Origin of the sequence: Nocardioides sp. GCM10023255 (assembly GCF_042653125.1) — a bacterium.
Lineage (GTDB): Bacteria > Actinomycetota > Actinomycetes > Propionibacteriales > Nocardioidaceae > Nocardioides.
Genome location: NZ_JBHSHU010000009.1, coordinates 289,281 through 311,415, shown reverse-complemented (window position 1 = coordinate 311,415; position 22,135 = coordinate 289,281). Strand labels below are relative to the sequence as shown.

Genomic DNA, 22,135 nt, shown 5'->3' with positions numbered 1-22,135 from the left:
TCAGCCGTCCGCGGTGGTGGTGGAGGACTGCTTGGCCGCGAGGTTGTCGACCGCGCGGCGGGCGTCGTCGAGGCTGCCGGTGTCGATGCCCTCGCGGACCTTGCCGGCGTCGAAGTCGGAGAGCCGGTCGAGCTCGACGTTGGTCGTCTCGTACGGCGTGGAGAGCGAGACCCCCGGCAGGTCGGCGTTGAGGCCTCGGAAGATCACCACGGTGCCGTCCTGCTCGCCCACGTAGTACTGCTGCTGGCTCCAGGACCACGCCGCCGCGAGGCCGATCCAGGCGAGACCGACGAGCACGACCAGGGCGAGCAGCCGCCGCAGCCACAGGAAGCGGCGCGGCGCCCGGGGGGCGTAGCGGGCCGCCTCCGGGTCGAGGGGGTCGTTGGAGATCGCGAACGGGACGTCGTCGGGGATCTCGGCGGCGACCGGCTCGAGCTCGCCGGTGTCGCCGGAGCGGTGGCCGCGGAAGAGGCTGCCCTTCGCGCCGCGGCCGCGACGCCTCAGCTCCGCGGCGGCGCCGACGAGGACCGGGCGGGACTCCTCCTCGGGGGCGCTGCCGGCGACGACGTCGGCCACGATGCAGGTGACGTTGTCGGAGCTGCCGGCCTCCAGGCTGGCGCGCACCAGCTCGACCGCGGCGAACTCCGCGCTGCCGGTGGAGAGGATGTCGGCGAGCCGGTGGTCGTCGAGGACGCCGCTGGCGCCGTCGCTGCACAGCAGCAGCCGGTCGCCCTCGGCCAGGCCGATGTGGAAGAGGTCGGGCTCGGCCTCGTGGATGCCGTCGAGCGCCTTGAGGATCAGGTTGCGGTGGGGGTGGACGCGGGCCTCGTCCTCGGTGATCCGGCCCTCGTCGATGAGGCTCTGGACGAAGGTGTGGTCCTTGGTGAGCTGGGTGATCTCGCCGTCGCGGTAGAGGTAGGCCCGGCTGTCGCCCACGTGGCCGAGGCCGAGCCGCTCGCCGTCGAAGAGCGCCACGGTGGCAGTGGTGCTGGTGCCGTTGAGCGAGGGGTCCTCGTCGACCAGCTCGCCGATCCGGTCGTGGGCCCGGTGCAGCGCCCCGGCGACCTGGCCGAGGAGGTCCTCGGTGGGCGGGTGGTCGAGCCGGCGCAGCTGCTGGACCGCCGTGCCCGAGGCGATGTCGCCGCGCGCCGCGCCACCCACGCCGTCGCAGACGGTGAGCAGCCAGGGGCCGGCGTACCCGGAGTCCTGGTTGTCCTTGCGGACCCGCCCCACGTCGGAGATGGCCGCGAAGCGCAGGTGCAGCGGGGTGGTCGGCGTCGGGGGAGGCTCGGTGATCGGCTGGGTCATCCGCGACTACTTCCGCAGCTCGAGGATCGTCTTGCCGATACGGACCTGCGTGCCGAGGCTGATCGTGGTCGGCTGGGTGATGCGCACGCTGCCGATGTAGGTGCCGTTGGTCGAGCCGAGGTCCTCCACGAACCACTGGTCGCCGGAGGCGGCGATCCGGGCGTGGCGGGTGGAGACGTAGTCGTCATCGAGGCGGATGGCCGCGTCGCTGCCGCGCCCGATCAGGATCGGCGCCTGGTCGAGCTCGGCCCGCTCGCCGGTGTTGGCGCCCTCGGTGACCAGGACGTGCGTGGGAGCGCCGCGACGGCGGCTCGGTGCCTTGGTCGGCTTGCTCTGCCTGCCCGCCCTGCGGTCGGTCGCGCGGGCGGCCTCGGGGACGCGCGCGCCGAACATGTCGGAGCGGATCACGGAGATCGCCGAGAGCACGAAGATCCAGAGGATCGCGAGGTAGGCGATCCGGATCAGGAACAGGGTCAGCTCAGACATCCACGTCCTCCTCGACGACGCGCACCGTCATCGTGGTGTTGCCGATCTTGACCTGCGTGCCGTCGCGGACGCCGGTGTGGGTGACGCGGTGGCCGTCGACGAGCATCCCGTTGGTGGAGCCGAGGTCGCGGACCTCGATCCGGTCACCGGCCGGCGCGACCGTGAACTCGACGTGGCGCCGGCTGACCCCGGGGTCGTTGATCCGGACGTCGGCCTCGGTGCCGCGGCCGATCACCAGGCCGGGCTGCTGGAGCGGGTGGCGGGTGCCGTTGACCTCGAGCAGCGCGCGGGCGCGGCGCACCTGAGTGTGGCTGGCGTTGCCGGTGACCTTGGCCTGGGCGCGGCTGCGGATCCGGAACCGGCCGGTGGTGAGGTCCTCGGCGGACTCGAAGTCGACGGTCACGGGGCCCGGGAAGACGTAGCCCTGCTGGTCGGCGTGGTCCTGCAGCTGGCGGACCATCTCCTCCGACATCGCCGAGTCGTACGCCGAGAGCCGGTCGAGGTCGGTCGAGGAGAGCTCGACATGGAAGTCGTTGGGGACCATCCGCCGCTCGCGGGAGAGGATCTGGGTGTTGTTGTCGCACTCGCGCTGGAGCGCGGCGGCGATCTCGACGGGCTGCACCGCCGAGCGGAACGCCCGCGCGAACGCCCCGGAGATCATCTGCTCCAGCTTGTGCTCGAACCGCGACAGTCCGCTCATGCTGCCCGCCTCCCTTCCGTTCCTCGGCCGAGCCGGCCGCCTCGACCACGGCAGGCCGACGAGCCCAGCAGCTCGCTGGGTCGCGACCGATCGTAACGGGGTCCGCACAGGCCGTGGTGCAGCCCCTCGGCCCGGTTTGGGAATGTCCGACGGGCTGGGATACCGTGTGCTCGCTTCAAGCGCGAGTGGCGGAATAGGCAGACGCGCACGGTTCAGGTCCGTGTGTCCGAAAGGACGTGGGGGTTCAACTCCCCCCTCGCGCACCACCAGGCGAAGGCCCCGGACGGATGTCCGGGGCCTTCGTGCTTCCCGAGGCCGACACCGTCGTGCGTCACGCGGTGCGCGCCGGGCGCGGCTCCCGCCACATCTGCCACAGCGGCGGCGACCCGTCCACGGACAGCTCCCCGGTCACCTCGAAGCCGTGCCGCTCGTAGAGCGCCCGGTTCCGCGGGCTGGTCGCCTCGAGGTAGGCGGGAAGACCTTCCTCGTCGGCACGGTCCAGGCGGGACCGGAGCAGGTGGCCGCCGTACCCCTGTCCCTGGCGCTGCGCGTGGACGCCCGCGAACCAGAGGTAGAGGTGCGGGTCCTGGGGATGCCGGGCCTCCATGAGCTCGCTCAACGCCTCGATCCGCTCCGGCGTCGGAGCGCCGAGGTCGGCGGTGACCGCCCCGAGCCGTGCCCCCTCCTCCTCGGTCAGGGGCGGTACGTCGGGCGGGACCCACAGCGCGGTGCCGGCCCGGTCCCGGGTGCAGTACGTCTCGTCGTGGGCTAGGAGGGCATCGACGACGACCCGGAACCACGCGGCCAGACGGTGGTCGCGCTGATGCGGGTCGGGGATGCACCAGGTGAAGACCGGGTCGTCCCGGAAGGCGCTGGCGAGCGTCAGGCTCAGGCCGGCGGCGTCGTCCGGCGTTGCCCTGCGGACGCCACCGACCTGGTCGCCAGCGGTGTGGGGGGCGCCGGGCAGGCCGCGGCGGGGTGGGTCGACGGTCGGGGTGAGGTGGGTGTTCATGGTGTGTCTCCGTGATGGTCGGGTCTGACGACGGGCGGGGTCACACGCCCCAGAGGGCGGCGACGTGACGGGCGTCGGTGCCGCAACAGCCGCCGACGACCGCCAGCGCGGGGAGGTGGGCGCGCAGCGCGTCGTACGACGAGGTCAGGAGGTCCAGGTCGCCCGCGTCGAGCTCCTCGGCCGCGTCGAGCTCGGCATGGGTGAGGGTGGATGCGTTCGGGTTGACCTGGACGATCCGGTCGAGCCACGCGCCGCCGTCCAGGGCGGGTGCGACGTGGGTGGGATGGGCGCAGTTGACGATGAACCCGTCGGGCGCCTCCTCGGCCTCGACGAGCGCCGCCGCCTCGCGCAGCGGGGTCCCGTCCGGCAGCCGGCCGTCGGTCTCGACGGTGAAGCCCACGAGCACCGGCACCCCGGCCTGCCGCGCGGCCCGCGCGATCCCGACGCCCTCCTCGGGGGTGGTGATCGTGTAGGCAGCGGCGACGTCGACCCCCGCTGCGGCGAACGCCTCCAGCTGCAGACGGTGGTAGTCCGCGGCCCGGTCGGGGTCGGTCCTCTCGCCTGCGACGTACCCGTCGCCGCGCGGACCCACGGCACCGATGACCCGGACGTCACCGAGATCGGCGTAGGACTCTCGCAGCTGGTGCAGGAACGAGATCGCCGCGCGGTTCACCCGGGCGAGCTCGGTGGCGTCGTACCCGACCCTGGCGCCCCAGTCCGGGTTCGCGCGCCACGTCGGCGACTCGAGGGTGAGGCCGACGCCGGCCGTGCGCGCGATCGCGGCGTAACCGTCGTAGTAGTCGCGCAGCAACGCGCGCCCCCGCTCGTCCTCGACGAGCGGGAACGACGCGAACTCCGGCAGGTCGACCCCGCGGTTGAAGATCAGGTCGGTCTCCAGGCCGCCGTCGCTGACGTAGCGACCGGCAGCGAGCCAGGAGAGGTTCTCGGCGGTCTTCATGGTGCTCCTCCTTGAAACAGACTGATTGGTCTGTTTGTAACAGACTGTCTGGTCTGGTACAAGGTGTTTATGCCGAAGAACGGGGCCATCAACCGCGAGCGGATCCTCGACGCCGCGCAGCACCTGGTGATCGAGAACGGGTTCGCCGCCACCTCCGTCGACCAGGTGCTCAGGGCAGCCGGGACCTCGAAGGGGGCTTTCTTCCACCACTTCGACTCCAAGGTCGACCTCGCGCGAGCCCTGACGGAGCGGTACGTCGCCGCGGACATCGGGCAGCTGCAGGCCGCCCTCGAGGCCACCGGCCCGGTGGTCGATCCAGCGGACCGCGTCGTCGAGTTCGTCCGCTGGTTCGAGGACGCGGCCGACGAGATCATGTCCGCGCAGAGCAACTGCCTCTACGTCGCGGTGCTCACCGAGCAGCAGCTGGTCTCGAACGGCACCGCCGACCTGATCCACCACGCCATCGAGGTCTGGCGCAAGGAGATCGCCGACCTCCTCACGGCTGCCGCGACGTCGCGCGACCTCGACCTCGGCGACGTCGACGCCCTGGCCGACCACGTGTTCGTGACGTTCGAGGGGGCGTTCCTGCTGTGCCGCTCGACCGGCACCCCCGCGCACATGCGGGCGCAGCTCGGGGTGCTGCGTCGCCTGCTCGCGAGCCTGCTCCGGGTCGGGTGACCCTGCACCCGGTCAGGCGGGGGTGAAGCGGGCCGACTCGACCATCCGGACGAGCTCGTCGACCTGGTCGTCGGTGACGTCGGGCCCGTAGCTGGCGAAGACGGTCGCCTGCCGGCCCTCGACCTCGAAGGTCCACATCAGGGCCGTGAAGCCGGAGGCCTCGCCGCGCATGCCGGGAACGGCGTAGAGGAAGTTGTCCTCGCGGTCGCACGTGGACGTCTCCTTCGCCGGGGTGTCCCGGAGCTCGACGAGGTACCCGTTGTGCCCGTCCAGCGTGACCGGCTGCGGGGCGGAGGCGGACATCCCCGCGACCGAGCCGACCGCGCGAGCGACCTCGAGCGGCGTGGGGCTGGCCCCCAGACCTGTGCGCGAGCACCGGGCGAGGACGGCGTCCGGGCCGGTGAAGAAGTCCAGGCGACGGGTGGCCGGCCGCTCGGCCGGTCCCGTGGCCAGGGCGTAGCGGTCGTCCTGGCCCCAGCCGGCGGGGACAGTGACCTCCGCGACGATCCCGTGCCACCAGTCCCCGGGCAGGAAGGTGACCTGGTAGGTCCCGGGGACCAGGTCGGCAGGGTTCCGGAACATCCCGCGCTGCGGGGTGAGCGCCTGCACCGTGACCGGCTCGGCCGGCTCCGGCCCCGCGGCCCGGGGTCCCCAGTCGTGGCCGGCGAGCAGCACGGCCAGCGCCACGGCCGCGACCAGCGCTGCGGCGTACGCCGCCCGCCGGGCGCGCGTGCGGGTCGTGGCCCGGGCCAGCACGCGTTCGAGCTCGGCCTCGACGTCGGGGTGGATCGGGTCGACCGCCGTCGCCAGCGCGGTGCGCAGCTCGTCCTCACCGGGCATGACGCTCACCCTCCTCCGTCCGGTCCGTGAGGATGACACCCAGGCGCGCACGGGCCTGGAACAGGTGCTGCCTGACCGTCGTCGGGGACACCTCCATGAGCAGGGCGATCTCGTCCACGGGTCGGTCCTCGAGGTAGTGCAGCGCCACGGCCGCCCGCTGGCGGGGCGGGAGCGCGGCGACGGCTTGGAACAGGTCGAGGTCGGGGAGCCGGTCGCTCGCCCCGTGATCGACCACGGACAGCGTCACCACCTGGCGGCTCTCCCGCTCCGCCCGCCGGATCGCGTCGCGCACCGCCACCGTGCGCACCCAGGCGGCCGGGTGGTCGTAGGCGGACGCCGTCGACCAGCGCTGGTAGAGCCGCAGGAACGCCTCCTGGGTGACCTCCTCGGCGCGGCCGTGGTCGTGCAGGACGACGTACGCCGTGCGCAGGACCGAGGCGTAGTAGGCACGGAACACCTCCTCGAACCCCCTCCGCTCCGCCTTGCGCATCTCGACTCCTCGTGGAGGCCGCTGCCGGCACTGCCCCCCGCTCACAGCCTCCTCGCCCTAGAGAGGCGTGGCGAGGGCCGGAGGTTCAGTCGACGCCCGCTGGACTGGTCCACCCGGCACGTGCGCAGGGCAGGATCGTCGTCGTGCCCTGAGGTCCGGGGCCGCGAGACGGAGGTGACCGCGATGAGCAGCACGACCGGCGCGGTGGGGCAGACCGAGCTGCGGTCGCGCTTCGCCGCCCGCCTCTCCTCCCTGTACGGGTCCGAGGTGCCGGCGTACACCACCTTGGTGCAGGCCTCGGAGGAGGTGAACCAGCGGGTCCTGTCCCGGCGCGGCGCGGACGCCGAGCGGCTCGGCACCATCGAGCGGGTCACCGCCGAGCGGCACGGGGCGATCCGGGTCGGCACGCCCCGCGAGCTCGCCGAGGTGGCCCGCGTGTTCGGGGCGCTGGGCATGTCGCCGTGCGGGTTCTACGACCTGCGTGATGCCGCGCCGGCGCCGATCCCGGTGGTGTCGACCGCCTTCCGGCCGCTGGAGCGCGACGAGCTCGCCGCGAACCCGTTCCGGGTCTTCACCTCGATGCTCGTCCCCGAGGACCGGCGGTTCTTCGACGAGGACCTCGAGGGTCGCCTGAAGCGGTTCCTCGACGCCCGCCGGCTCTTCCCCGAGGAGCTGCTGGTGCTCGCCGACCGCGCCGTGGAGCACCGGGAGCTGTCCGCGGCCGACGCCGAGCGCTACCTCGAGCTCGCGACGGCGGCCTTCGCCCTGTCCCCGGAGCCGGTCGACCGGGCGTGGTACGTCGAACTGGAGCGCGTCTCGGGGGTCGCCGCCGACATCGGCGGCGTCCGCAGCACGCACATCAACCACCTGACGCCGCGGGTCCTCGACATCGACGACCTGTACGCCTCCATGCGGGCCCGCGGCATCGAGATGATCGACGAGATCCAGGGCCCGCCCCGCTGGGACGGCCCGGACGTGCTGCTGCGGCAGACGTCGTTCCGCGCGCTGTCGGAGCCGCGCAGCTTCCGCGAGGCCGACGGGAGCGTCAGCCAGGGGGCGCTGCGGGTGCGGTTCGGCGAGGTCGAGGCCCGCGGCATCGCGCTCACCCCGGCCGGCCGGGAGGTGTACGACGCGCTGGTGGCCGACGTCGACCGCCGGCTGGCCGCGGACCCCGGCGCCGGGCGGGCCGACGTGGCGCGGCAGGTGTGGACCGAGGGGTTGCCCGACAGCGAGCACGCGCTCTGGCGGGCCGGCCTGGGGTTCTTCACCGTCGCCGTCGAGGACTCGGTGGCGACGGGGGAGGCCGACCCGCGCCAGCAGGCAGCAATCGCCTCCGGCGGGGTCACCGAGCTCGTGGACGCGGGCGTGCTGCGGCTCGAGCCGATCGTCTACGAGGACTTCCTGCCCCGTTCGGCGGCGGGGATCTTCGCCTCGAACCTCACCGACCACGGCAGCATGGACACCGACCGGGGCGGGGCGACCCGCGACGCCGCGTGGATGGCCGAGGTGCTGGGCGCGCCGGTCGGCGTCCCCGAGGAGATCTACGCACGGGAGGCCGTGAGCTCGCTCGAGGCGGCGGCGCGCCGGCTGGGGATCGAGGCGGGCCGCTTGTCCTGAGGTGTGGTCGGGATCACGATGGTGGCAGGGCCGGTCCCGGCCGACCTCCACCCGAGAGCGAGGACCCACGTGGCGCCTGCCGCAGGCTTCCCGACGCACGCGTCCGTCGTCGTCGTCGGTGGCGGGGTGATGGGCCTGAGCACGGCCTATCACCTGGCCCGGGCCGGCGTCGCCGACGTCGTCCTGGTCGAGCGGGACGAGCTCGGCTCGCGGTCGACGTGCAAGGCGGCCGGTGGTGTCCGCGCGCAGTTCTCCGACCGGGTCAACATCGAGCTCGGGCTGCGCAGCCTGGAGACGTTCGAGAGGTTCGCGGACACCTTCGGCCAGGAGATCGACCTGCACCGGGTCGGCTACCTCTTCCTCCTCGACCGTCCCGAGCACGTGGCGGCGTTCGAGCAGAACGTCGCCCTGCAGAACGAGCTCGGCGTGCCGAGCCGGATGATCGACGTCGCCGAGGCGGCCCGGCTCTCCCCGATGATCAGCACCGACGGCCTCCTGGCCGCCGCGTGGTCGCCCACCGACGGACACTGCACGCCCGAGTCGGTGGTGCTCGGGTACGCCGGGGCCGCGCGGCGCGCGGGCGCCCGCCTGGTCCGGGGCTGCACCGTGACCGGCATCGACGTCGAGGGCGACCGGATCACCGCGGTCGAGACGGACCGGGGCCGGATCCTGACGGACACGGTCGTCTGCACCGCCGGCGCCTGGTCCCGCGCCGTCGGCGCGATGGCCGGCGTGGACCTCCCGGTCGAGCCGGTCCGCCGCCAGATCCTCACCACCGGGCCGGTGCCGGGCGTGGATCGGGGGACACCGTTCACCATCGACTTCTCGACCAGCTTCTACTTCCACCGCGAGGGCCCCGGGCTGCTGCTGGGGATGTCGGACCCCGACGAGCAGCCGGGCTTCGACCTCAGCCGGTCCGACGGGTGGCTGCCGCGGCTGGCCGAGGCGATCGAGCATCGTGCGCCCGTCCTCGCGGACGTGGGCCCGGTGGGCGGCTGGGCCGGGCTCTACGAGATGACGCCGGACCACAACGCCCTGATCGGGGAGGCGGCCGGCGTCTCCCGGTTCCTCTACGCCACCGGCTTCTCCGGCCACGGCTTCCTGATGGGCCCGGCCGTCGGTGAGGTCGTGCGGGACCTCTTCCTGCGCCAGCAGCCGGTCGTGGAAGTGTCCACCCTGCACGCCGACCGCTTCGCCCGCAGCGGCCTGCGCCCCGAGCTGAACATCGTCTGACCTCGCGACCCCACGCCGAAGGAGCACCCATGACCACCCACCAGATCCCCGACGGCGAGACGCTGTCGTCCCTGGCGCTGGAGACCGCCCGGCGGTGCGGCGTCGACACGGACGCCGTCGCGGGCGACGTCGCCGTGACCTCGCCGGTCAACGGCCTGCCCCTGACATCGGTGCGCTGGGTCGACGCCGCCGAGGTGGACGCTGCCGTCGCGCGCGCCCACGCGGCGTTCCTGCAGTGGCGCACCGTGCCCGCACCGGCGCGCGGCGCCCTCGTGAAGCGGTTCGGCGAGCTGCTGGCCGACCACAAGGACGACATCGCCACGCTGATCAGCCTCGAGGTCGGCAAGATCACCTCGGAGGCGCGGGGCGAGGTGCAGGAGATGATCGACATCTGCGACTTCGCGCTCGGTCTCTCCCGCCAGCTGTACGGGCGGACCATGCCGTCCGAGCGGCCGGGCCACCGCCTGATGGAGACCTGGCACCCGCTCGGGGTCGTCGGCGTCATCAGCGCCTTCAACTTCCCCGCCGCCGTGTGGTCGTGGAACACCGCCGTCGCGCTGGTGTGCGGCGACCCGGTGGTCTGGAAGCCGTCCGAGCTCGCTCCGCTCACCGCGCTGGCCTGCCACGCGGTGCTTGCCCGGGCGATCGCGGAGCTCGACGCACCGGCGGACCTCTCCCAGGTGCTGCTCGGCGGCGCGGACGTCGGCGAGGCGCTCGTCGACCACGCCGGCGTCGCGCTGCTCTCGGCCACCGGGTCCACGCGGATGGGCCGCGCCGTGGGCCCGCGGGTCGCGGACCGCTTCGGCCGGTCCCTGCTCGAGCTCGGCGGGAACAACGCCGCGATCGTCGCGCCCAGCGCCGACCTCGACCTGACCACCCGCGGCATCGTGTTCTCGGCCGCCGGGACCGCGGGCCAGCGCTGCACCACGATGCGCCGCGTGATCGCGCACTCCAGCGTCATCGACGAGCTGACCGACCGGCTGGTGGCGGCGTACGACCGGCTCCCGATCGGGAACCCGATGACCGAGGGCACCCTGGTGGGTCCGCTGATCCACGCCGGCTCCTTCCAGGGCATGGAGAAGGCCCTGGGCCGGGCCGCGGAGGAGGGCGGCAAGCTGGTCGCGGGCGGTGGCCGCGCGCTGGCGGACGAGGCGCCCGAGGCCTACTACGCCCGGCCGGCGATCGTGCGCATCGACGCCCAGACCCCGGTGGTGGAGCAGGAGACGTTCGCGCCGATCCTCTACGTGCTGCCCTACGAGGACCTCGACGAGGCGATCGCGCTGAACAACGCCGTGCCCCAAGGGCTCTCGTCGAGCATCTTCACCAGCGACCAGGCCGAGGCCGAGCGGTTCGTGTCGGCCGAGGGGTCCGACTGCGGCATCGTCAACGTCAACATCGGCACGTCGGGCGCCGAGATCGGTGGCGCCTTCGGTGGCGAGAAGGAGACCGGCGGGGGGCGCGAGTCCGGCTCCGACGCGTGGCGTGCCTACATGCGCCGGGCGACCAACACGGTGAACTTCTCCGGGGAGCTGCCGCTGGCCCAGGGCGTGGACTTCACGGTCTGACGCCGCGGCGCGTTGGGGGGTCAGGGGCGTTCGCCCCTACCCTCACGCGCGCCGCCGCGGTAGCCCGGTGGGGAATCCTCGATACCACCGCAACGAGCGCGTCCGTGCTCGCTCGTCAGTGGCACCAGCACCTCGACCCTGCCGGACCCTGACGGAGGCTCTCATGCGCCACCCCCGCACCATCCTCGCCTGCGCCGCGGCTCTCGCGGCCCTCACCGCCTTCACCACCACCGTGCCTGCCGCGACCGCTCACGCGCCCCAGGTCCCCGCGGGGGCCTGGTGCGTCGGCGACCACGGGCACAGCCGGATCCTCACCCGCCACCTGCAGGGCTCGGTGGGCAGCACCGTCGGGCCCGACGGTGCGCTCTACGTGCCCGAGGGCATCGCCGGGCGCATCACCCGCATCGACCCGCGCACCGGGCACCGGTCGCTGTTCTCCGACGGCCTGCCGAAGCGGGTCGTCGAGGGGTTCGGCGGCGCGGTCGACGTCGCGTTCGTCCACGGCACGGCGTACGCGCTGGTGACCCTCGTGGGCAGCGACGTGGGAGGCAGCAGCACCGTCGGCATCTACCGCATCGACGGGCGGCACAAGGCCACGGTCGTCGCCGACATCGGGACCTGGGCGATCGAGCACCCGCCGGTCCCGGACTTCTTCGTCCCGAGCGGCGTGCAGTACGCCCTGCAGCCCTACCGCGGTGACCTGCTCGTCACCGACGGCCACCACAACCGGGTGCTGAGGATCGACCTCGACGGTGCGGTCGGCGCCAACGTCTCCGAGGTGATCGCGTTCGACGACATCGTGCCCACCGGGCTGGACCTGCGCGGGAGCACCATCTACCTGGCCGAGGCCGGGCCGGTGCCGCACCTGCCCCGGAACGGCAAGGTCGTCACCTTCACGACGAGCCACCCGGTCGCCGAGGAGGTCGCGAGCGGCGCCCGGCTCAACGTCGACGTCGAGCTCGGGGCCGGACACCGGCTCTTCGCCCTCTCCCAGGGCAGGTTCCCCGTCGGCAACGACGAGGGCACGCCGGCGGCGCCGAGCACCGGAGCCTTGATGAGGGTCAACGACGACGGGACCATGACGCGCGTCGTGCGGGGTCTGGACCGGCCGACGTCGCTGGAGATCATCGGGAGCACCGGGTACGTCGTGGGCCTGGCCGGCCAGGTCTGGAAGGTCACGTGCCTGGGCTGACCTCCGACCCGGGATCGTGAATCTTCAACCACGCCCGGTTTGTGGTGCGTGCGGCCGGGTAACGGAGAGTGCATGGCGACCAACAAGAAGCTCCACTACACCGTGCCCGGCATGACCGAGAGCGACGCCGTCCGCGTCGTCGAGCTGCTCCAGGACCGGCTGCACGCCTGCAACGACCTGCACCTGACGCTGAAGCACGTCCACTGGAACGTCGTGGGCCCGCACTTCATCGCGGTGCACGAGATGATCGACCCCCAGGTCGAGGCCGTCCGCGGCTTCGCCGACGACCTCGCCGAACGGATCGCGACCCTGGGCGGCTCGCCGCAGGGGACCCCGGGCGCGCTGGTCCAGGCGCGCAGCTGGGACGAGTACAGCATCGGCCGCGCCACCACCCAGGAGCACCTGGGGGCTCTCGACCTCGTCTACCAGGGCGTGATCTCCAGCTACCGCGACGGCATCAAGGAGCTCGACGACCTCGACCTGGTCACCCAGGACATGTTCATCGCACAGACCGAGCAGCTCGAGCTGTTCCACTGGTTCGTGCGCGCGCACCTGGAGGACAAGGGCGGCCACCTGGCCACGTCCGGGGCCGGATCCGAGCGGGAGGCCGCCGACAGCGCGAGCTGAGGCGTCGTACGACGACGGGGCGCGGGACCGCGGGACCCGTGGGGTCTGGATACTGACCCCATGAAACGCGGCCTGCGCCCCCGGTCGGTGCTGCTCGTCCTGCTGCTCGCGGTGCTGGTCAACCTGCCGGTCGCGCACGACGGGTGGACGCGCTGGCGGGTCGAGCGGTCAGGGACCGACGTGACCGCGACCGTGGTCGACCACACGGTCCTCGGGAGCGGATCGGGCGCCGAGCACTACCTGTCCTTCCGCTACGACGAGGACGTGGACCCCGACCAGCGCACCTGGACGGTCGAGGTCGACGAGGCGACGTACGACGCCGCCGTGGCCGACGAGCAGCTCACGGTGCGGGTGGTCCCGGACGATCCCGGGGCGTACTCCGTGGACGGGGAGGTCACCAGCCGGGTGGGCCTGGTGCTCACCCTGGTGGCCGACCTGGTCCTCGCCGCGCTGGTCCTCCTCGCCTGGCGCCTCGGCGGACGCCGGCGCCCGCGGCTGTTCGTGGTGGCCACCACCGACGTGGCGAGCTGCGAGCGCGGCACCGCGCTGGAGCGGATCAGCGGCGACCTCTACCTGGTCCGCGGCGAGGTCTCCGCGATCGAGGGGGACCGGATCGTGCTCGACCTCGGCGACCGCGAGGTCGCGGTGACCCTCGACGGGCACCGCAACGCCGTCGACCGGCACCAGCCCGCCGAGGTGCACGGGCGGCTGGTGGGCTGAGCGTCCGCCTCGGAGCACCTCAGGACGCCGGCACGGGCTCCCGGCCGCGGGTGACGAGGAGGTACTCCCCGATCATGTCGCCGAGCAGCGCGCCGGCGGTGATGTCGCTGGGGACGTGCCCGGCCATGTAGACGCGCGACCACGCCACCTCGTCCAGCGTCCACCGGTAGTCCTGGCCCCGGTGCGGGGAGCGCCCGGTGAGGTACGTCGCCGCCGCGGCCCCGGCGGTCGCGTGCCGCGACGGGTAGGAGCACGGGCAGACCTGGCCTGCGGTGACGGTGTGGTCGGGACGCAACGACGGGTCGACGACGTACGGCGCCGACTGCTGGTACTTCGCCCCGAGGTCGTCGGCGACCTGCTTGGCCATCGACAGTGCGTCGTCGACGTCGTTCTTCAGCGCGTCCCCCGTGCCGGCCGGGAGCAGCTCGGCCTGGTCGTGGGCGGCCAGCTTCCAGACGTCCTTCTTGCCGTGGGCCTCCAGCCAGGTCGCTGCCGCGACCCCGTTGTCGGTCCGGGTCGGGGCGATCGCCTGGACGTCCTTGATCTCCCGGGCCCGGGCGGCGGCCGAGGGCGGCGGGGGCAGGGTCCTCTCGAGCCAGGCGGTGAACGCGGCGTCGTCGGGCGTCGCGTCGTGCCGGCTCCACCAGTCGGCCATCAGCCGCTGGGCCCGTGGCTGCTGCCGGTCGATCCGGTGCCCGATCGGCCGGATCGCGGAGTCGGGGAAGAGCGTCGGCGGCGGGTCGGCCTGGATCCGGTCCTTGGCCGACGTGTTCACGAACGTCGAGTAGGCCCACGGGGCCACCGCCCCGCCGAGGACGGCGAGCACCGCGACGACCGCGACGACGACGAACCGCCGGCGACGGCGAGGAGCTCTGGACGGGGGCGGGCTCATGCGATGGCCTCCTGGAGGTGCAGCTGCCGGCCGCGCAGCCTGCGGACGTCGTTGTCGGGGATGTCCGCGCGCAGCAGCGAGGCGGCGGAGACGTACTTGGAGAAGGAGCGGGGCCGGGATCCGAGGGCACCCAGCAGGGCGTCGGCGCTCCCGGGCCGCAGCCCGCCCTTGGTCTCGACGAGCACCCAGTCCTCGTCGACCCAGACCCGGCCGCCGCCCAGCGAGCACTGGACGCCCCAGTCGAGGGTCACCCGCAGCGAGGCGGCGGTGTCGGCCAGGGTGAGGCGCTGGTAGTCGACGCGCATCGAGGGTCCCAGGGACGCGACGTCGACCTCGACCCCGCGGTCGCGCAGGGCGGCGGTGGCGAACCTCGCCTCGTCCTTCCCGAGCAGTCCGTGCTGGTCGGGGTGGCTCAGGGCCACGCTCTTGCTGGTCACGCCCCGGCCGTCACGGGTCTTCACCTCGAAGCGGCACAGCCGGTCCTCGACGTACATCCGGCTGCGCACCTTCCACCGGCGCCGGCGCCGCTGGACGTGGTCACGGCAGGCGTCGAGCCGGGGGGTGTCGAAGTAGACCGAGGAGTACGACGTGGTCCGGCGTCCGTCGATGGTCAGCACCCGGTAGGAGGCCGGGAGCCGGTCGAGGAAGGCGCCGGCCACCCGCCGGTCGACGAGGTACTTGCGGTCGACGCGGGTGAGCTGGGCGGCCTCCACGACGACCTCGTCGAGCGCGACGCCGGCGCGCTCGCCCGTCTCGAGCGGGAGGCTCGTCAGCTGCTCAGCGGGCACCGGCGGCCTCGCTCTCGGCGGCGTCGACGCGGGCGGTCGCGGCCTGTGCGTCGGCCCAGGCCCACCAGGTGTCCTCCACCGCGACCCGGACCCGCACCCGGGTGGTGTCGCGGACGAAGTCGACCTCGTCGACGGTGAGCCCCACCGGCTCGAGCCCCATCCGCTCGCGGACCTCGGCGGTCACGGCCTCGGCGTCGGTCAGGGCGCGGTCCAGGGTCAGCCGCACGATCCGGGTCGGGCTGCTCACCCGCGACTCGTCGGTCAGCCAGATCGCCACCAGCAGCACCACGTCGAGTGCCACGACCAGGGCCAGGTTGCGCTCCGGCAGCCCGTTGACCAGGGCCAGGATCAGCGCGACGAACGTGTAGGCGACGTCCTTGAGGGTGAAGGCCGCGCTGCGCAGCCGGACGAGGCTGAGCAGGCCGAAGAGGCCGAACCCGATCCCGGTCGGGAAGTCACCGGAGCCGATCGCGGAGACCGCGGCGAACAGCCCGATGTTGAGCGCGGTGAACACCAGCGTCATCTCCGGTGCCGCTGCACGCCGGCGGTAGAGCACCCCGACGAGCACCAGCATGGACAGCACGTCCAGGCCGAGCCGGGCCGGTCCGCCGAGGTTGCCGAGCGCGCTCGACAGGAGGTCGTTGAACATGTGAGAGGCCTTTCGCCATCGGGACGACCGCCACGCTAGGTACGCAACGTGAAAGCCCGATGAAGCCGGCAGGCCGGGTCCGGGGACGCACTCAGCCGGGAGCGGGCCTGGCTCACCGCTCGCGTGCGGGCGGGTGGGTTGGCGATGAGCTGCGCACCGCGGGCAGCAGCACCGTGACGGTCATCCGGTCGTCGTGCTCGCAGGGGACCCCGCTGGCGGCGCCGTACCGCTCGTGGTGCCCGCCGGAGCACAGCCGGAGCTCGCCTCCGGCCCGGTTCACCAGGCTCTCGACCAGCGACAGGCCCAGCCCGAACCCCTCGCGCGACCGGGAGCCGGCGGAGCGCGTGAAGCGCCGGGTGGCGGTGGCGAGCAGCGCGGGCTCCATGCCGGGGCCGGAGTCGGCCACGCGGAGCCGGGCGCGCGCGTCGACGACGTCGACGCACACCTCGACCGGCGGCGCCCCGTGCCGGGCGGCGTTGTCCAGCAGGTTCCCGAGCAGCTGGCCGGCCGCGGCCTCGGACAGCGCCACCGGGGACGCCGAGGCGGCCAGGTGGATGGCGGCACCACCGTGGTGGGTGGCGCGGTCGACCGCGTTGCGGCGCTCGACCTCGGCCCGGGCGACCGCGGCGAGGTCGCAGCCGCCCTCGTCCACCCGCTCGTGGCCGACGTCGAGCAGGTGGTCGGCGAGCTGCACCAGCCGGACCACGTCGGTCTCGATCTCGGCGAGGATCGCCTCGTGCTCGGCCAGCGATCGCGGCCGGCGGCGGGCGAGCTGCAGCCGGGTGGTGAGCAGCGTCAGCGGGGTGCGCAGCTCGTGGCTGGCGTCGTTGACGAACCGGCGCTCCCGCTCCACCGACTCCTCGAGGGCGGCCAGCATCGCGTTGAGGGTGTCGCCGAGCCGGGTGACCTCGTCGTGCCGGCCGGGCGGCACCTCCAGCCGGACGCCGGTCGCGCCCCCCACGATGTCGGCGGCCTGGGCCCGGTAGCGCTCGACCGGCCGCAGCGCGAACCGGGCCAGCAGGTCCCCGACGAGGGCGGTGACCAGGAGGGCGCCGAGCCCGGCGACGGCCAGCTGGGCGAGCAGCTCCAGCAGCGCCTCGTCCCGGTGGTCGCGGCGTACGGCGACCACGAGCACCGCGGCCTCCTGACCGGTGGGCAGCGGCGTGGCGTAGACCCGCAACGGGTCCTGGGTCGTGGGCAGCAGCGCGCCGATGTCCTGACGCACCGGGTCGTCGAGCGCCCGGCGCGCGGTCGCGGGCGAGATGAGCGGCCGCCCGCGCAGCGTCGGGCTGGCGGAGACGACCCGCCCCTGCCGGTCCAGCACCTGGTAGAGCTCGTTGCCCACGACCTGGCTGACGTCGGGGACCAGCTCGCCGTCGGGCTGGACCAGGGGCGCCAGCCGCCGGGTGTCGGCGCTGAGGTCGCCGTCGAGCTGCCGGTCGAGGGCGAACTGCACGCGCCAGTAGACGAACGCGCCGGCCGCGGTGAGGACCAGCAGCATGGTCGCCGAGAACCCGGCCACCAGGCGCACCCGCAGCGGGAGCCGGGAGACCCGGCCGCGCAGGCCGCGGACGGCCCCGCTCACGGCCCCGCCGACGGCACCGGGTCGATCCGGTAGCCGGCGCCGCGCAGCGTGGTGATGGTGCTGGTGCCGAAGGGCCGGTCGATCTTGGCCCTCAGGCCGGCGACGTGGACGTCGATGACGTTGCTGCGCAGGTCGGTGTCACCGTCCCAGACCTCGTCGAGGATGGTGAACCGGGTGACCAGGAGGCCGGCCCGCTCCATCAGCAGCCGCAGGATGTCGAACTCGCGGGCCGAGAGGTCGATCTCCGTCTCGCCACGGCGGACGCGCCGCGCGGCCGGGTCCAGCACCAGGTCGCCGACCCGCAGCGGCTGCTCCTCGTCCCCGACCGCGCGGCGGTGCAGCGCGCGCAGCCGGGCCACCAGCTCGTCGAGGTCGAACGGCTTGAGGAGGTAGTCGTCGGCGCCGGCCTCGAGACCGGCGACCCGGTCCGGCACCGTGGTCCGGGCGGTCAGCACCAGCACGGGGGTGCGCACCCCGGCCTCCCGCAGCTTGCGGCACACGGTGACGCCCTCGAGGCCGGGCAGCATCCAGTCCAGCAGCAGCACGTCGTACGACGCGTCGCCGAGCGCCGCACCGTAGGCGGCACGCCCGTCGCCGACGACGTCGACGTCCCAGCCGATCTCGGCCAGGGACTGCTCGAGGAGGGCGGCCAGCCGGGGCTCGTCCTCCGCGACGAGCACCTTCACCGGGCTGTCCGTCCGCTCACGGCTCGACGGTAGCGTCCGTGACGTGAACGCCTCATGAAGACGACGGCGGGCGCGCGCGCGGAGCCGGCCTGGTCACCGTGGCGCACGGTCGTGTGGTTCGGGGTCGTCAGCCTGGCCGCGGACATGGTCTACGAGGGAGCCCGGTCGATCACCGGGCCCTACCTCGCGGCCCTGGGCGCCTCCGCGCTCGTGGTGGGCGTCGTCACCGGAGCGGGGGAGGCGGCCGCGCTCGTGCTCCGCCTGGTGTCGGGCCCGTTCGCGGACCGCAGTGGTGCCTACTGGCCGCTCACGATCGTCGGCTACGCGATGACCGCGGTGTGTGTGCCGCTGATGGCGGTCGCGCCCTTCCTCGGGGCCGCGGGCCTCGCGTTCGGCGCCACCATGGTGCTGCTCGAGCGCACGGGGAAGGCGGTCCGCAGCCCGTCGAAGTCGGCGCTGCTCGCGCACGCGGCGCGGTCCGTGGGCCGCGGCAAGGGGTTCGCGGTGCACAAGGCGCTCGACCAGGTGGGCGCGTTCGCCGGCCCGCTCGTGGTCGCCGGCGTCATCGCGCTGACCGCCCGGACCTGGGCCGGCCTCGCGGTGCTGGCGGTGCCGGGTGCGCTCGCGATGGTGCTGCTGGTGGTGATCCGCACGCGAGTCCCCGACATGAGCGTGTACGACGCGCCCGAGCCCGCCGTGGTGCTGGAGCCGGCGGCCCCCACCGTGACCCCCGCCGCACCCCCCGCGGCGCGCCGGTTGCCCCGGGAGTTCCACCTGTTCGCGGTGTCGTGCGCGGCGAGCACGCTCGGGCTGATGACCTTCGGCCTGATCGGCTTCCACCTCAGCGACGCCGGTCTGGTGCGCCCGGCGATGGTGCCGGTGGTCTATGCGGTGGCGATGGCGGTCGAGGCGGTCTCCGCCCTGGTGACCGGGCTGGCCTACGACCGGGTCGGTGCGCGGGTGCTGCTGGTGCTGCCGTTCCTGGTGGCGCTGGTGCCGCTGCTCGCCCTCGCCGACACCCTCGGGGTCGCGATCGCGGGCGTCCTGGTGTGGGGCGCCGCGGTGGGGGTGCAGGACTCCACGGTCAAGGCACTGGTCGCGGACCTGGTGCCGTCCGCGCGGCTGGCCACGGCGTACGGCGTCTTCGCGGCGTTCCAGGGCGCCGCCGCCCTCGCGGGTGGGCTCCTCGCCGGCGCCCTCTACAGCGGAGGGCGTGCGGACCTGGTGCTCGTGCTCGGCGCCTGCCAGGCGCTGTCGCTGGGGCTGCTGGTGGTGGTCCTCAGGCGGCGATCCGGCTGACGTCGGCGCGGTCCGGGTCGCCCGAGGGCGAGGGCGCCTCGTCGTGCAGGGCGCGGCGCGCGGCCGGCGCGCCGTAGACCATCAGGACCAGGACCATCAGGATCGGCACGAGAAGCGTGAAGCCCATGGCACTGGCGGTGAACACGGCGACGAACGACATCTCGGGACTGCTCCTCCGGTGGGACGCGAGGGCCGGCCGGACAGGTGAGATGCGCCGTCCCCTCGCTGGAGACCGTGCTCGGTCGGGCACCTGGGGAAACAGTGGTCCAGACCGGTCGGGGGGTGATGTCGGCCACCCCGCCGCGACCACCCCTTTGCCAGACTCGGAGCCATGCCCACCCTCCACGACTTCGAAGCCCGCGGCATCGACGGCACCCCCGTCGACCTCGGCACGTTCTCGGGCCAGGTCGTCCTGGTCGTCAACACCGCCTCGCAGTGCGGTTTCACGCCGCAGTACCGCGGCCTGCAGGAGCTGCACGACAGGTACGCCGACCGCGGGTTCAGCGTGCTCGGCTTCCCGTGCGACCAGTTCGGCGGCCAGGAGCCCGGCAGCGAGGAGGAGATCGCGGCGTTCTGCGAGCGCAGCTTCGGGGTCACCTTCCCGCTGTTCGCGAAGGTGGACGTGAACGGCGCCGACGCGCACCCGCTGTTCGCCTGGCTCCGCTCCGAGAAGCGGGGCCTGCTCGGTGGGCGGATCACGTGGAACTTCACCAAGTTCCTCGTCGACCACGAGGGACACGTGATCGGGCGCTACGGCCCGACCACCGCACCGGAGAAGATCGCCGCCGACGTCGAGGCCGCGCTGCAGCAGATGGACGAGGCCGCCGCATGACCCGCTTCTCCGCACGGACCGAGGCCCGGGCGGTGGTGGAGGCCGAGCGCGCCGACATCTGGGCGGCGCTGACCGACCCGGCGCTGGTGGCGCGGATGACGCCGTTCGTCACCCGGATCTCTGACCGCGGCGAGCACTGGTTCTGGGAGATGAGCAAGCTGCAGGTGGCCGGGGTCGGGGTGGCGCCGGCGTTCACCGAGCAGATGACGTTCACGGACATGGAGCGCATCGAGTTCCACCACGACCCGCCGTCGGGCGAGAAGGAGCGGGCCGGCGCCTACGGCTGGTACGACCTCGGCGACCACGACGACGGCACCGTGCTGGCGACCCGGCTGGAGATCGCGGTCGACCTGCCGCTGCCGCGCGCCGCCGCGCCCGCGGTCCGCACCGCCATGCGGGGCGTGATGGGCACCATGGGTGACCGGTTCTCGCACAACCTGCTCGACCACCTGGGCGCCTCGCGCCGGTCCTGAGCCGGGCCTCGCGCCGGTCCTGAGCCGGGCCTCGCGCCGGTCCCGGGCGGGTTTCGGTCGTTTCGGTCCCGAGGTGACTTGCCCGTAACCACGCGCTCGGAGCAGGGTTCGACCATGGCCGCCACCACCTCGTCGTACTCGATCACCATGCGCCTGCACACCGCGCCCGACCACGGGGTGGTGGGAGCGGTCGCCACGGCGATCGCGCAGGCCGGCGGGATCGTGACCGCGATCGACGTGGCGGAGTCGAGCCACGACCGCCTCGTCGTCGACGTGACCTGCTCGGCCAGCGACGCCGACCACGCCCACGAGCTCGAGGCCGCGGTCGACCTGGTGGACGGCGTGCACGTCTACAAGACCAGCGACCGGACCTTCCTGCTGCACATCGGCGGCAAGATCGAGGTCACCTCCAAGGTGCCGCTGCGCAACCGCGACGACCTGTCGATGGCCTACACGCCGGGCGTCGGCCGGGTCAGCAAGGCGATCGCCGAGCACCCCGAGGACGTGTGGCGGCTGACGACCAAGGGCAACACCGTCGCGGTGGTGACCGACGGCTCCGCGGTGCTCGGCCTGGGCAACATCGGCCCCGGTGCGGCGATGCCGGTGATGGAGGGCAAGGCGGCGCTGTTCAAGCGGTTCGCCGACATCGACGCGTGGCCGATCTGCCTCGACACCCAGGACACCGACGAGATCGTGCGCGCGGTGGAGATGATCGCGCCGGGCTTCGGCGGCATCAACCTCGAGGACATCGCCGCACCCCGCTGCTTCGAGATCGAGCGCCGGCTGCGGCAGAGCCTGGACATCCCGGTCTTCCACGACGACCAGCACGGCACCGCGATCGTGGTGCTGGCCGCGCTGACCAACGCGCTGCGGGTCGTGAAGAAGGACCTGGCGGACGTGCGGGTCGTGGTCTCCGGCGGCGGCGCCGCCGGCACCGCCATCGTCACCCTGCTCCTCGCGGCCGGCGTCACCGACGTCGTGGTCGTCGACCGGGCCGGGGCGCTCTCCGCGGACGACGACTCGCTGGCCCCCGCCCACCGCGAGCTCGCCGAGGCCACCAACCCGCGCCGGGTGCGCGGCGACCTGCACACGGTGCTCGCGGGCGCCGACGTCTTCATCGGGGTCAGCGCCCCGGGCGTGCTCAAGGCCGAGTGGATCGAGGACATGGCCGACGACGCGGTGGTCTTCGCGCTGGCCAACCCCGACCCGGAGGTCGACCCCGCCGAGGCCGAGAAGCACGCCGCGGTGGTCGCCAGCGGCCGGTCGGACTACCCCAACCAGATCAACAACGTGCTGGCCTTCCCCGGCGTCTTCCGGGGCCTGCTCGACGCGCGCGCCCACGAGATCACCACCGACATGCTGCTGCGCGCGGCGAAGGCGATCGCGCACGTGGTCAAGGACGACGAGCTGAACCCGAACTTCATCATCCCGACGGTCTTCCACCCCGACGTGCCGAAGGCGGTCGCCGCCGCGATCCGCGGCACCGCCGACTGAGCCTTCGGGCC

24 protein-coding genes and 1 tRNA gene are annotated in these 22,135 nt (G+C 73.4%); 12 read left to right on the top strand and 13 right to left on the bottom strand.

The window, feature by feature from the left end; genetic code table 11:
• The 3 genes from ACFO9I_RS15325 to ACFO9I_RS15315 are packed head-to-tail and all read right to left on the bottom strand — an operon-like array spanning nt 1 to nt 2,494.
• Nucleotides 1-1,308 (bottom strand): PP2C family protein-serine/threonine phosphatase, encoded by a 1,308-nt coding sequence (locus ACFO9I_RS15325; protein ID WP_379182326.1) that lies wholly within the window; start codon nt 1,306-1,308, stop codon nt 1-3.
• Nucleotides 1,309-1,314: 6 nt separating this feature from the next.
• The gene (locus ACFO9I_RS15320; protein ID WP_379182324.1) at nt 1,315-1,794 is read right to left on the bottom strand and encodes an FHA domain-containing protein FhaB/FipA; all 480 of its coding nucleotides are present in this window, start codon (nt 1,792-1,794) and stop codon (nt 1,315-1,317) included.
• Nucleotides 1,787-2,494, bottom strand: coding sequence for an FhaA domain-containing protein (locus ACFO9I_RS15315; protein ID WP_379182322.1), 708 nt, complete (start codon nt 2,492-2,494; stop codon nt 1,787-1,789). Before ACFO9I_RS15315 ends, ACFO9I_RS15320 begins: the two co-directional genes overlap by 8 nt.
• Nucleotides 2,495-2,673: 179 nt before the next feature.
• Between ACFO9I_RS15315 and ACFO9I_RS15310 the strand changes: the two genes are divergently transcribed.
• A tRNA-Leu gene (locus ACFO9I_RS15310) sits at nt 2,674-2,760 on the top strand.
• Between the two features lie 65 nt (nt 2,761-2,825).
• Here the strand turns inward: ACFO9I_RS15310 and ACFO9I_RS15305 are convergent.
• Together ACFO9I_RS15305 and ACFO9I_RS15300 are read right to left on the bottom strand one after the other, a co-directional pair.
• Nucleotides 2,826-3,506 carry a GNAT family N-acetyltransferase gene (locus tag ACFO9I_RS15305; RefSeq protein ID WP_379182320.1) on the bottom strand — a complete coding sequence of 227 codons (681 nt, stop codon included), beginning with the start codon at nt 3,504-3,506 and terminating at the stop codon, nt 2,826-2,828.
• A gap of 40 nt (nt 3,507-3,546) precedes the next feature.
• Entirely contained in the window at nt 3,547-4,464 is a 918-nt protein-coding gene (locus ACFO9I_RS15300) for a homocysteine S-methyltransferase family protein (protein ID WP_379182318.1), read from the bottom strand.
• 69 nt (nt 4,465-4,533) lie between these two features.
• On the opposite strand from ACFO9I_RS15300, the gene ACFO9I_RS15295 reads away from it, so the two are divergent.
• Entirely contained in the window at nt 4,534-5,142 is a 609-nt protein-coding gene (locus tag ACFO9I_RS15295) for a TetR/AcrR family transcriptional regulator (RefSeq protein ID WP_379182316.1), read from the top strand.
• A gap of 12 nt (nt 5,143-5,154) precedes the next feature.
• Here the strand turns inward: ACFO9I_RS15295 and ACFO9I_RS15290 are convergent, their stop codons facing one another.
• A complete protein-coding gene (locus ACFO9I_RS15290; protein ID WP_379182314.1) occupies nt 5,155-5,982 on the bottom strand; it encodes a hypothetical protein in 828 nt (275 codons plus the stop codon).
• Entirely contained in the window at nt 5,972-6,472 is a 501-nt protein-coding gene (locus ACFO9I_RS15285; RefSeq protein ID WP_379182313.1) for an RNA polymerase sigma factor, read from the bottom strand. The genes ACFO9I_RS15290 and ACFO9I_RS15285 overlap by 11 nt, the downstream gene beginning before the upstream one ends.
• A 183-nt stretch (nt 6,473-6,655) precedes the next feature.
• On the opposite strand from ACFO9I_RS15285, the gene ACFO9I_RS15280 reads away from it, so the two are divergent.
• From ACFO9I_RS15280 to ACFO9I_RS15255, 6 genes are all read left to right on the top strand, one after another.
• Nucleotides 6,656-8,089 (top strand): 2-oxoadipate dioxygenase/decarboxylase family protein, encoded by a 1,434-nt coding sequence (locus ACFO9I_RS15280; protein WP_379182311.1) that lies wholly within the window; start codon nt 6,656-6,658, stop codon nt 8,087-8,089.
• Between the two features lie 69 nt (nt 8,090-8,158).
• Nucleotides 8,159-9,322 carry an NAD(P)/FAD-dependent oxidoreductase gene (locus ACFO9I_RS15275; protein ID WP_379182309.1) on the top strand — a complete coding sequence of 388 codons (1,164 nt, stop codon included), beginning with the start codon at nt 8,159-8,161 and terminating at the stop codon, nt 9,320-9,322.
• A 29-nt stretch (nt 9,323-9,351) separates the two neighbouring features.
• Nucleotides 9,352-10,887, top strand: coding sequence for an aldehyde dehydrogenase family protein (locus tag ACFO9I_RS15270; protein WP_379182307.1), 1,536 nt, complete (start codon nt 9,352-9,354; stop codon nt 10,885-10,887).
• Between the two features lie 163 nt (nt 10,888-11,050).
• A complete protein-coding gene (locus ACFO9I_RS15265) occupies nt 11,051-12,079 on the top strand; it encodes a ScyD/ScyE family protein (protein WP_379182305.1) in 1,029 nt (342 codons plus the stop codon).
• Between the two features lie 72 nt (nt 12,080-12,151).
• A complete protein-coding gene (locus ACFO9I_RS15260; protein ID WP_379182303.1) occupies nt 12,152-12,706 on the top strand; it encodes a Dps family protein in 555 nt (184 codons plus the stop codon).
• Between the two features lie 60 nt (nt 12,707-12,766).
• Nucleotides 12,767-13,426, top strand: coding sequence for a hypothetical protein (locus ACFO9I_RS15255; RefSeq protein ID WP_379182301.1), 660 nt, complete (start codon nt 12,767-12,769; stop codon nt 13,424-13,426).
• A 19-nt stretch (nt 13,427-13,445) separates the two neighbouring features.
• Here the strand turns inward: ACFO9I_RS15255 and ACFO9I_RS15250 are convergent, their stop codons facing one another.
• The 5 genes from ACFO9I_RS15250 to ACFO9I_RS15230 form a co-directional block, all read right to left on the bottom strand.
• Nucleotides 13,446-14,318, bottom strand: coding sequence for a phosphatase PAP2 family protein (locus ACFO9I_RS15250; protein ID WP_379182299.1), 873 nt, complete (start codon nt 14,316-14,318; stop codon nt 13,446-13,448).
• Complete coding sequence (locus tag ACFO9I_RS15245) at nt 14,315-15,106, bottom strand: VTC domain-containing protein (protein WP_379182298.1); 792 nt, start codon at nt 15,104-15,106, stop codon at nt 14,315-14,317. The genes ACFO9I_RS15250 and ACFO9I_RS15245 overlap by 4 nt, the downstream gene beginning before the upstream one ends.
• Nucleotides 15,096-15,755, bottom strand: a complete 660-nt coding sequence (locus ACFO9I_RS15240) for a DUF4956 domain-containing protein (RefSeq protein WP_379182296.1) — start codon at nt 15,753-15,755, stop codon at nt 15,096-15,098. Before ACFO9I_RS15240 ends, ACFO9I_RS15245 begins: the two co-directional genes overlap by 11 nt.
• A gap of 112 nt (nt 15,756-15,867) precedes the next feature.
• Nucleotides 15,868-17,340, bottom strand: a complete 1,473-nt coding sequence (locus tag ACFO9I_RS15235; RefSeq protein ID WP_379182294.1) for an ATP-binding protein — start codon at nt 17,338-17,340, stop codon at nt 15,868-15,870.
• A complete protein-coding gene (locus tag ACFO9I_RS15230) occupies nt 17,337-18,026 on the bottom strand; it encodes a response regulator transcription factor (protein ID WP_379182292.1) in 690 nt (229 codons plus the stop codon). The genes ACFO9I_RS15235 and ACFO9I_RS15230 overlap by 4 nt, the downstream gene beginning before the upstream one ends.
• 54 nt (nt 18,027-18,080) lie before the next feature.
• Here ACFO9I_RS15230 and ACFO9I_RS15225 point away from each other — a divergent pair, with 54 nt between their 5' ends.
• On the top strand, nt 18,081-19,325 hold the full coding sequence (locus ACFO9I_RS15225; protein ID WP_379182290.1) for an MFS transporter: 1,245 nt from the start codon (nt 18,081-18,083) through the stop codon (nt 19,323-19,325).
• Here the strand turns inward: ACFO9I_RS15225 and ACFO9I_RS15220 are convergent.
• A complete protein-coding gene (locus ACFO9I_RS15220; protein WP_379182288.1) occupies nt 19,306-19,485 on the bottom strand; it encodes a hypothetical protein in 180 nt (59 codons plus the stop codon). The genes ACFO9I_RS15225 and ACFO9I_RS15220 overlap by 20 nt on opposite strands.
• Nucleotides 19,486-19,656: 171 nt before the next feature.
• On the opposite strand from ACFO9I_RS15220, the gene ACFO9I_RS15215 reads away from it, so the two are divergent.
• The 3 genes from ACFO9I_RS15215 (at nt 19,657) to ACFO9I_RS15205 (ending at nt 22,124) form a co-directional block, all read left to right on the top strand.
• On the top strand, nt 19,657-20,157 hold the full coding sequence (locus tag ACFO9I_RS15215; protein ID WP_379182286.1) for a glutathione peroxidase: 501 nt from the start codon (nt 19,657-19,659) through the stop codon (nt 20,155-20,157).
• On the top strand, nt 20,154-20,630 hold the full coding sequence (locus tag ACFO9I_RS15210) for a hypothetical protein (RefSeq protein WP_379182285.1): 477 nt from the start codon (nt 20,154-20,156) through the stop codon (nt 20,628-20,630). Before ACFO9I_RS15215 ends, ACFO9I_RS15210 begins: the two co-directional genes overlap by 4 nt.
• A 114-nt stretch (nt 20,631-20,744) precedes the next feature.
• Entirely contained in the window at nt 20,745-22,124 is a 1,380-nt protein-coding gene (locus tag ACFO9I_RS15205; RefSeq protein WP_379182283.1) for an NAD-dependent malic enzyme, read from the top strand.
• Nucleotides 22,125-22,135: the final 11 nt, after the last annotated feature.

Coding starts and splice junctions, on each gene's coding strand:
- ACFO9I_RS15260 (WP_379182303.1), top strand. CDS start 12,152: ATGGCGACCAACAAGAAGCTCCACTACACCGTGCCCGGCATGACCGAG.
- ACFO9I_RS15305 (WP_379182320.1), bottom strand. CDS start 3,506: ATGAACACCCACCTCACCCCGACCGTCGACCCACCCCGCCGCGGCCTG.
- ACFO9I_RS15270 (WP_379182307.1), top strand. CDS start 9,352: ATGACCACCCACCAGATCCCCGACGGCGAGACGCTGTCGTCCCTGGCG.
- ACFO9I_RS15265 (WP_379182305.1), top strand. CDS start 11,051: ATGCGCCACCCCCGCACCATCCTCGCCTGCGCCGCGGCTCTCGCGGCC.
- ACFO9I_RS15220 (WP_379182288.1), bottom strand. CDS start 19,485: ATGTCGTTCGTCGCCGTGTTCACCGCCAGTGCCATGGGCTTCACGCTT.
- ACFO9I_RS15320 (WP_379182324.1), bottom strand. CDS start 1,794: ATGTCTGAGCTGACCCTGTTCCTGATCCGGATCGCCTACCTCGCGATC.
- ACFO9I_RS15285 (WP_379182313.1), bottom strand. CDS start 6,472: ATGCGCAAGGCGGAGCGGAGGGGGTTCGAGGAGGTGTTCCGTGCCTAC.
- ACFO9I_RS15300 (WP_379182318.1), bottom strand. CDS start 4,464: ATGAAGACCGCCGAGAACCTCTCCTGGCTCGCTGCCGGTCGCTACGTC.
- ACFO9I_RS15290 (WP_379182314.1), bottom strand. CDS start 5,982: ATGCCCGGTGAGGACGAGCTGCGCACCGCGCTGGCGACGGCGGTCGAC.
- ACFO9I_RS15210 (WP_379182285.1), top strand. CDS start 20,154: ATGACCCGCTTCTCCGCACGGACCGAGGCCCGGGCGGTGGTGGAGGCC.
- ACFO9I_RS15280 (WP_379182311.1), top strand. CDS start 6,656: ATGAGCAGCACGACCGGCGCGGTGGGGCAGACCGAGCTGCGGTCGCGC.
- ACFO9I_RS15295 (WP_379182316.1), top strand. CDS start 4,534: ATGCCGAAGAACGGGGCCATCAACCGCGAGCGGATCCTCGACGCCGCG.
- ACFO9I_RS15325 (WP_379182326.1), bottom strand. CDS start 1,308: ATGACCCAGCCGATCACCGAGCCTCCCCCGACGCCGACCACCCCGCTG.
- ACFO9I_RS15225 (WP_379182290.1), top strand. CDS start 18,081: ATGAAGACGACGGCGGGCGCGCGCGCGGAGCCGGCCTGGTCACCGTGG.
- ACFO9I_RS15255 (WP_379182301.1), top strand. CDS start 12,767: ATGAAACGCGGCCTGCGCCCCCGGTCGGTGCTGCTCGTCCTGCTGCTC.
- ACFO9I_RS15250 (WP_379182299.1), bottom strand. CDS start 14,318: ATGAGCCCGCCCCCGTCCAGAGCTCCTCGCCGTCGCCGGCGGTTCGTC.
- ACFO9I_RS15240 (WP_379182296.1), bottom strand. CDS start 15,755: ATGTTCAACGACCTCCTGTCGAGCGCGCTCGGCAACCTCGGCGGACCG.
- ACFO9I_RS15205 (WP_379182283.1), top strand. CDS start 20,745: ATGGCCGCCACCACCTCGTCGTACTCGATCACCATGCGCCTGCACACC.
- ACFO9I_RS15315 (WP_379182322.1), bottom strand. CDS start 2,494: ATGAGCGGACTGTCGCGGTTCGAGCACAAGCTGGAGCAGATGATCTCC.
- ACFO9I_RS15215 (WP_379182286.1), top strand. CDS start 19,657: ATGCCCACCCTCCACGACTTCGAAGCCCGCGGCATCGACGGCACCCCC.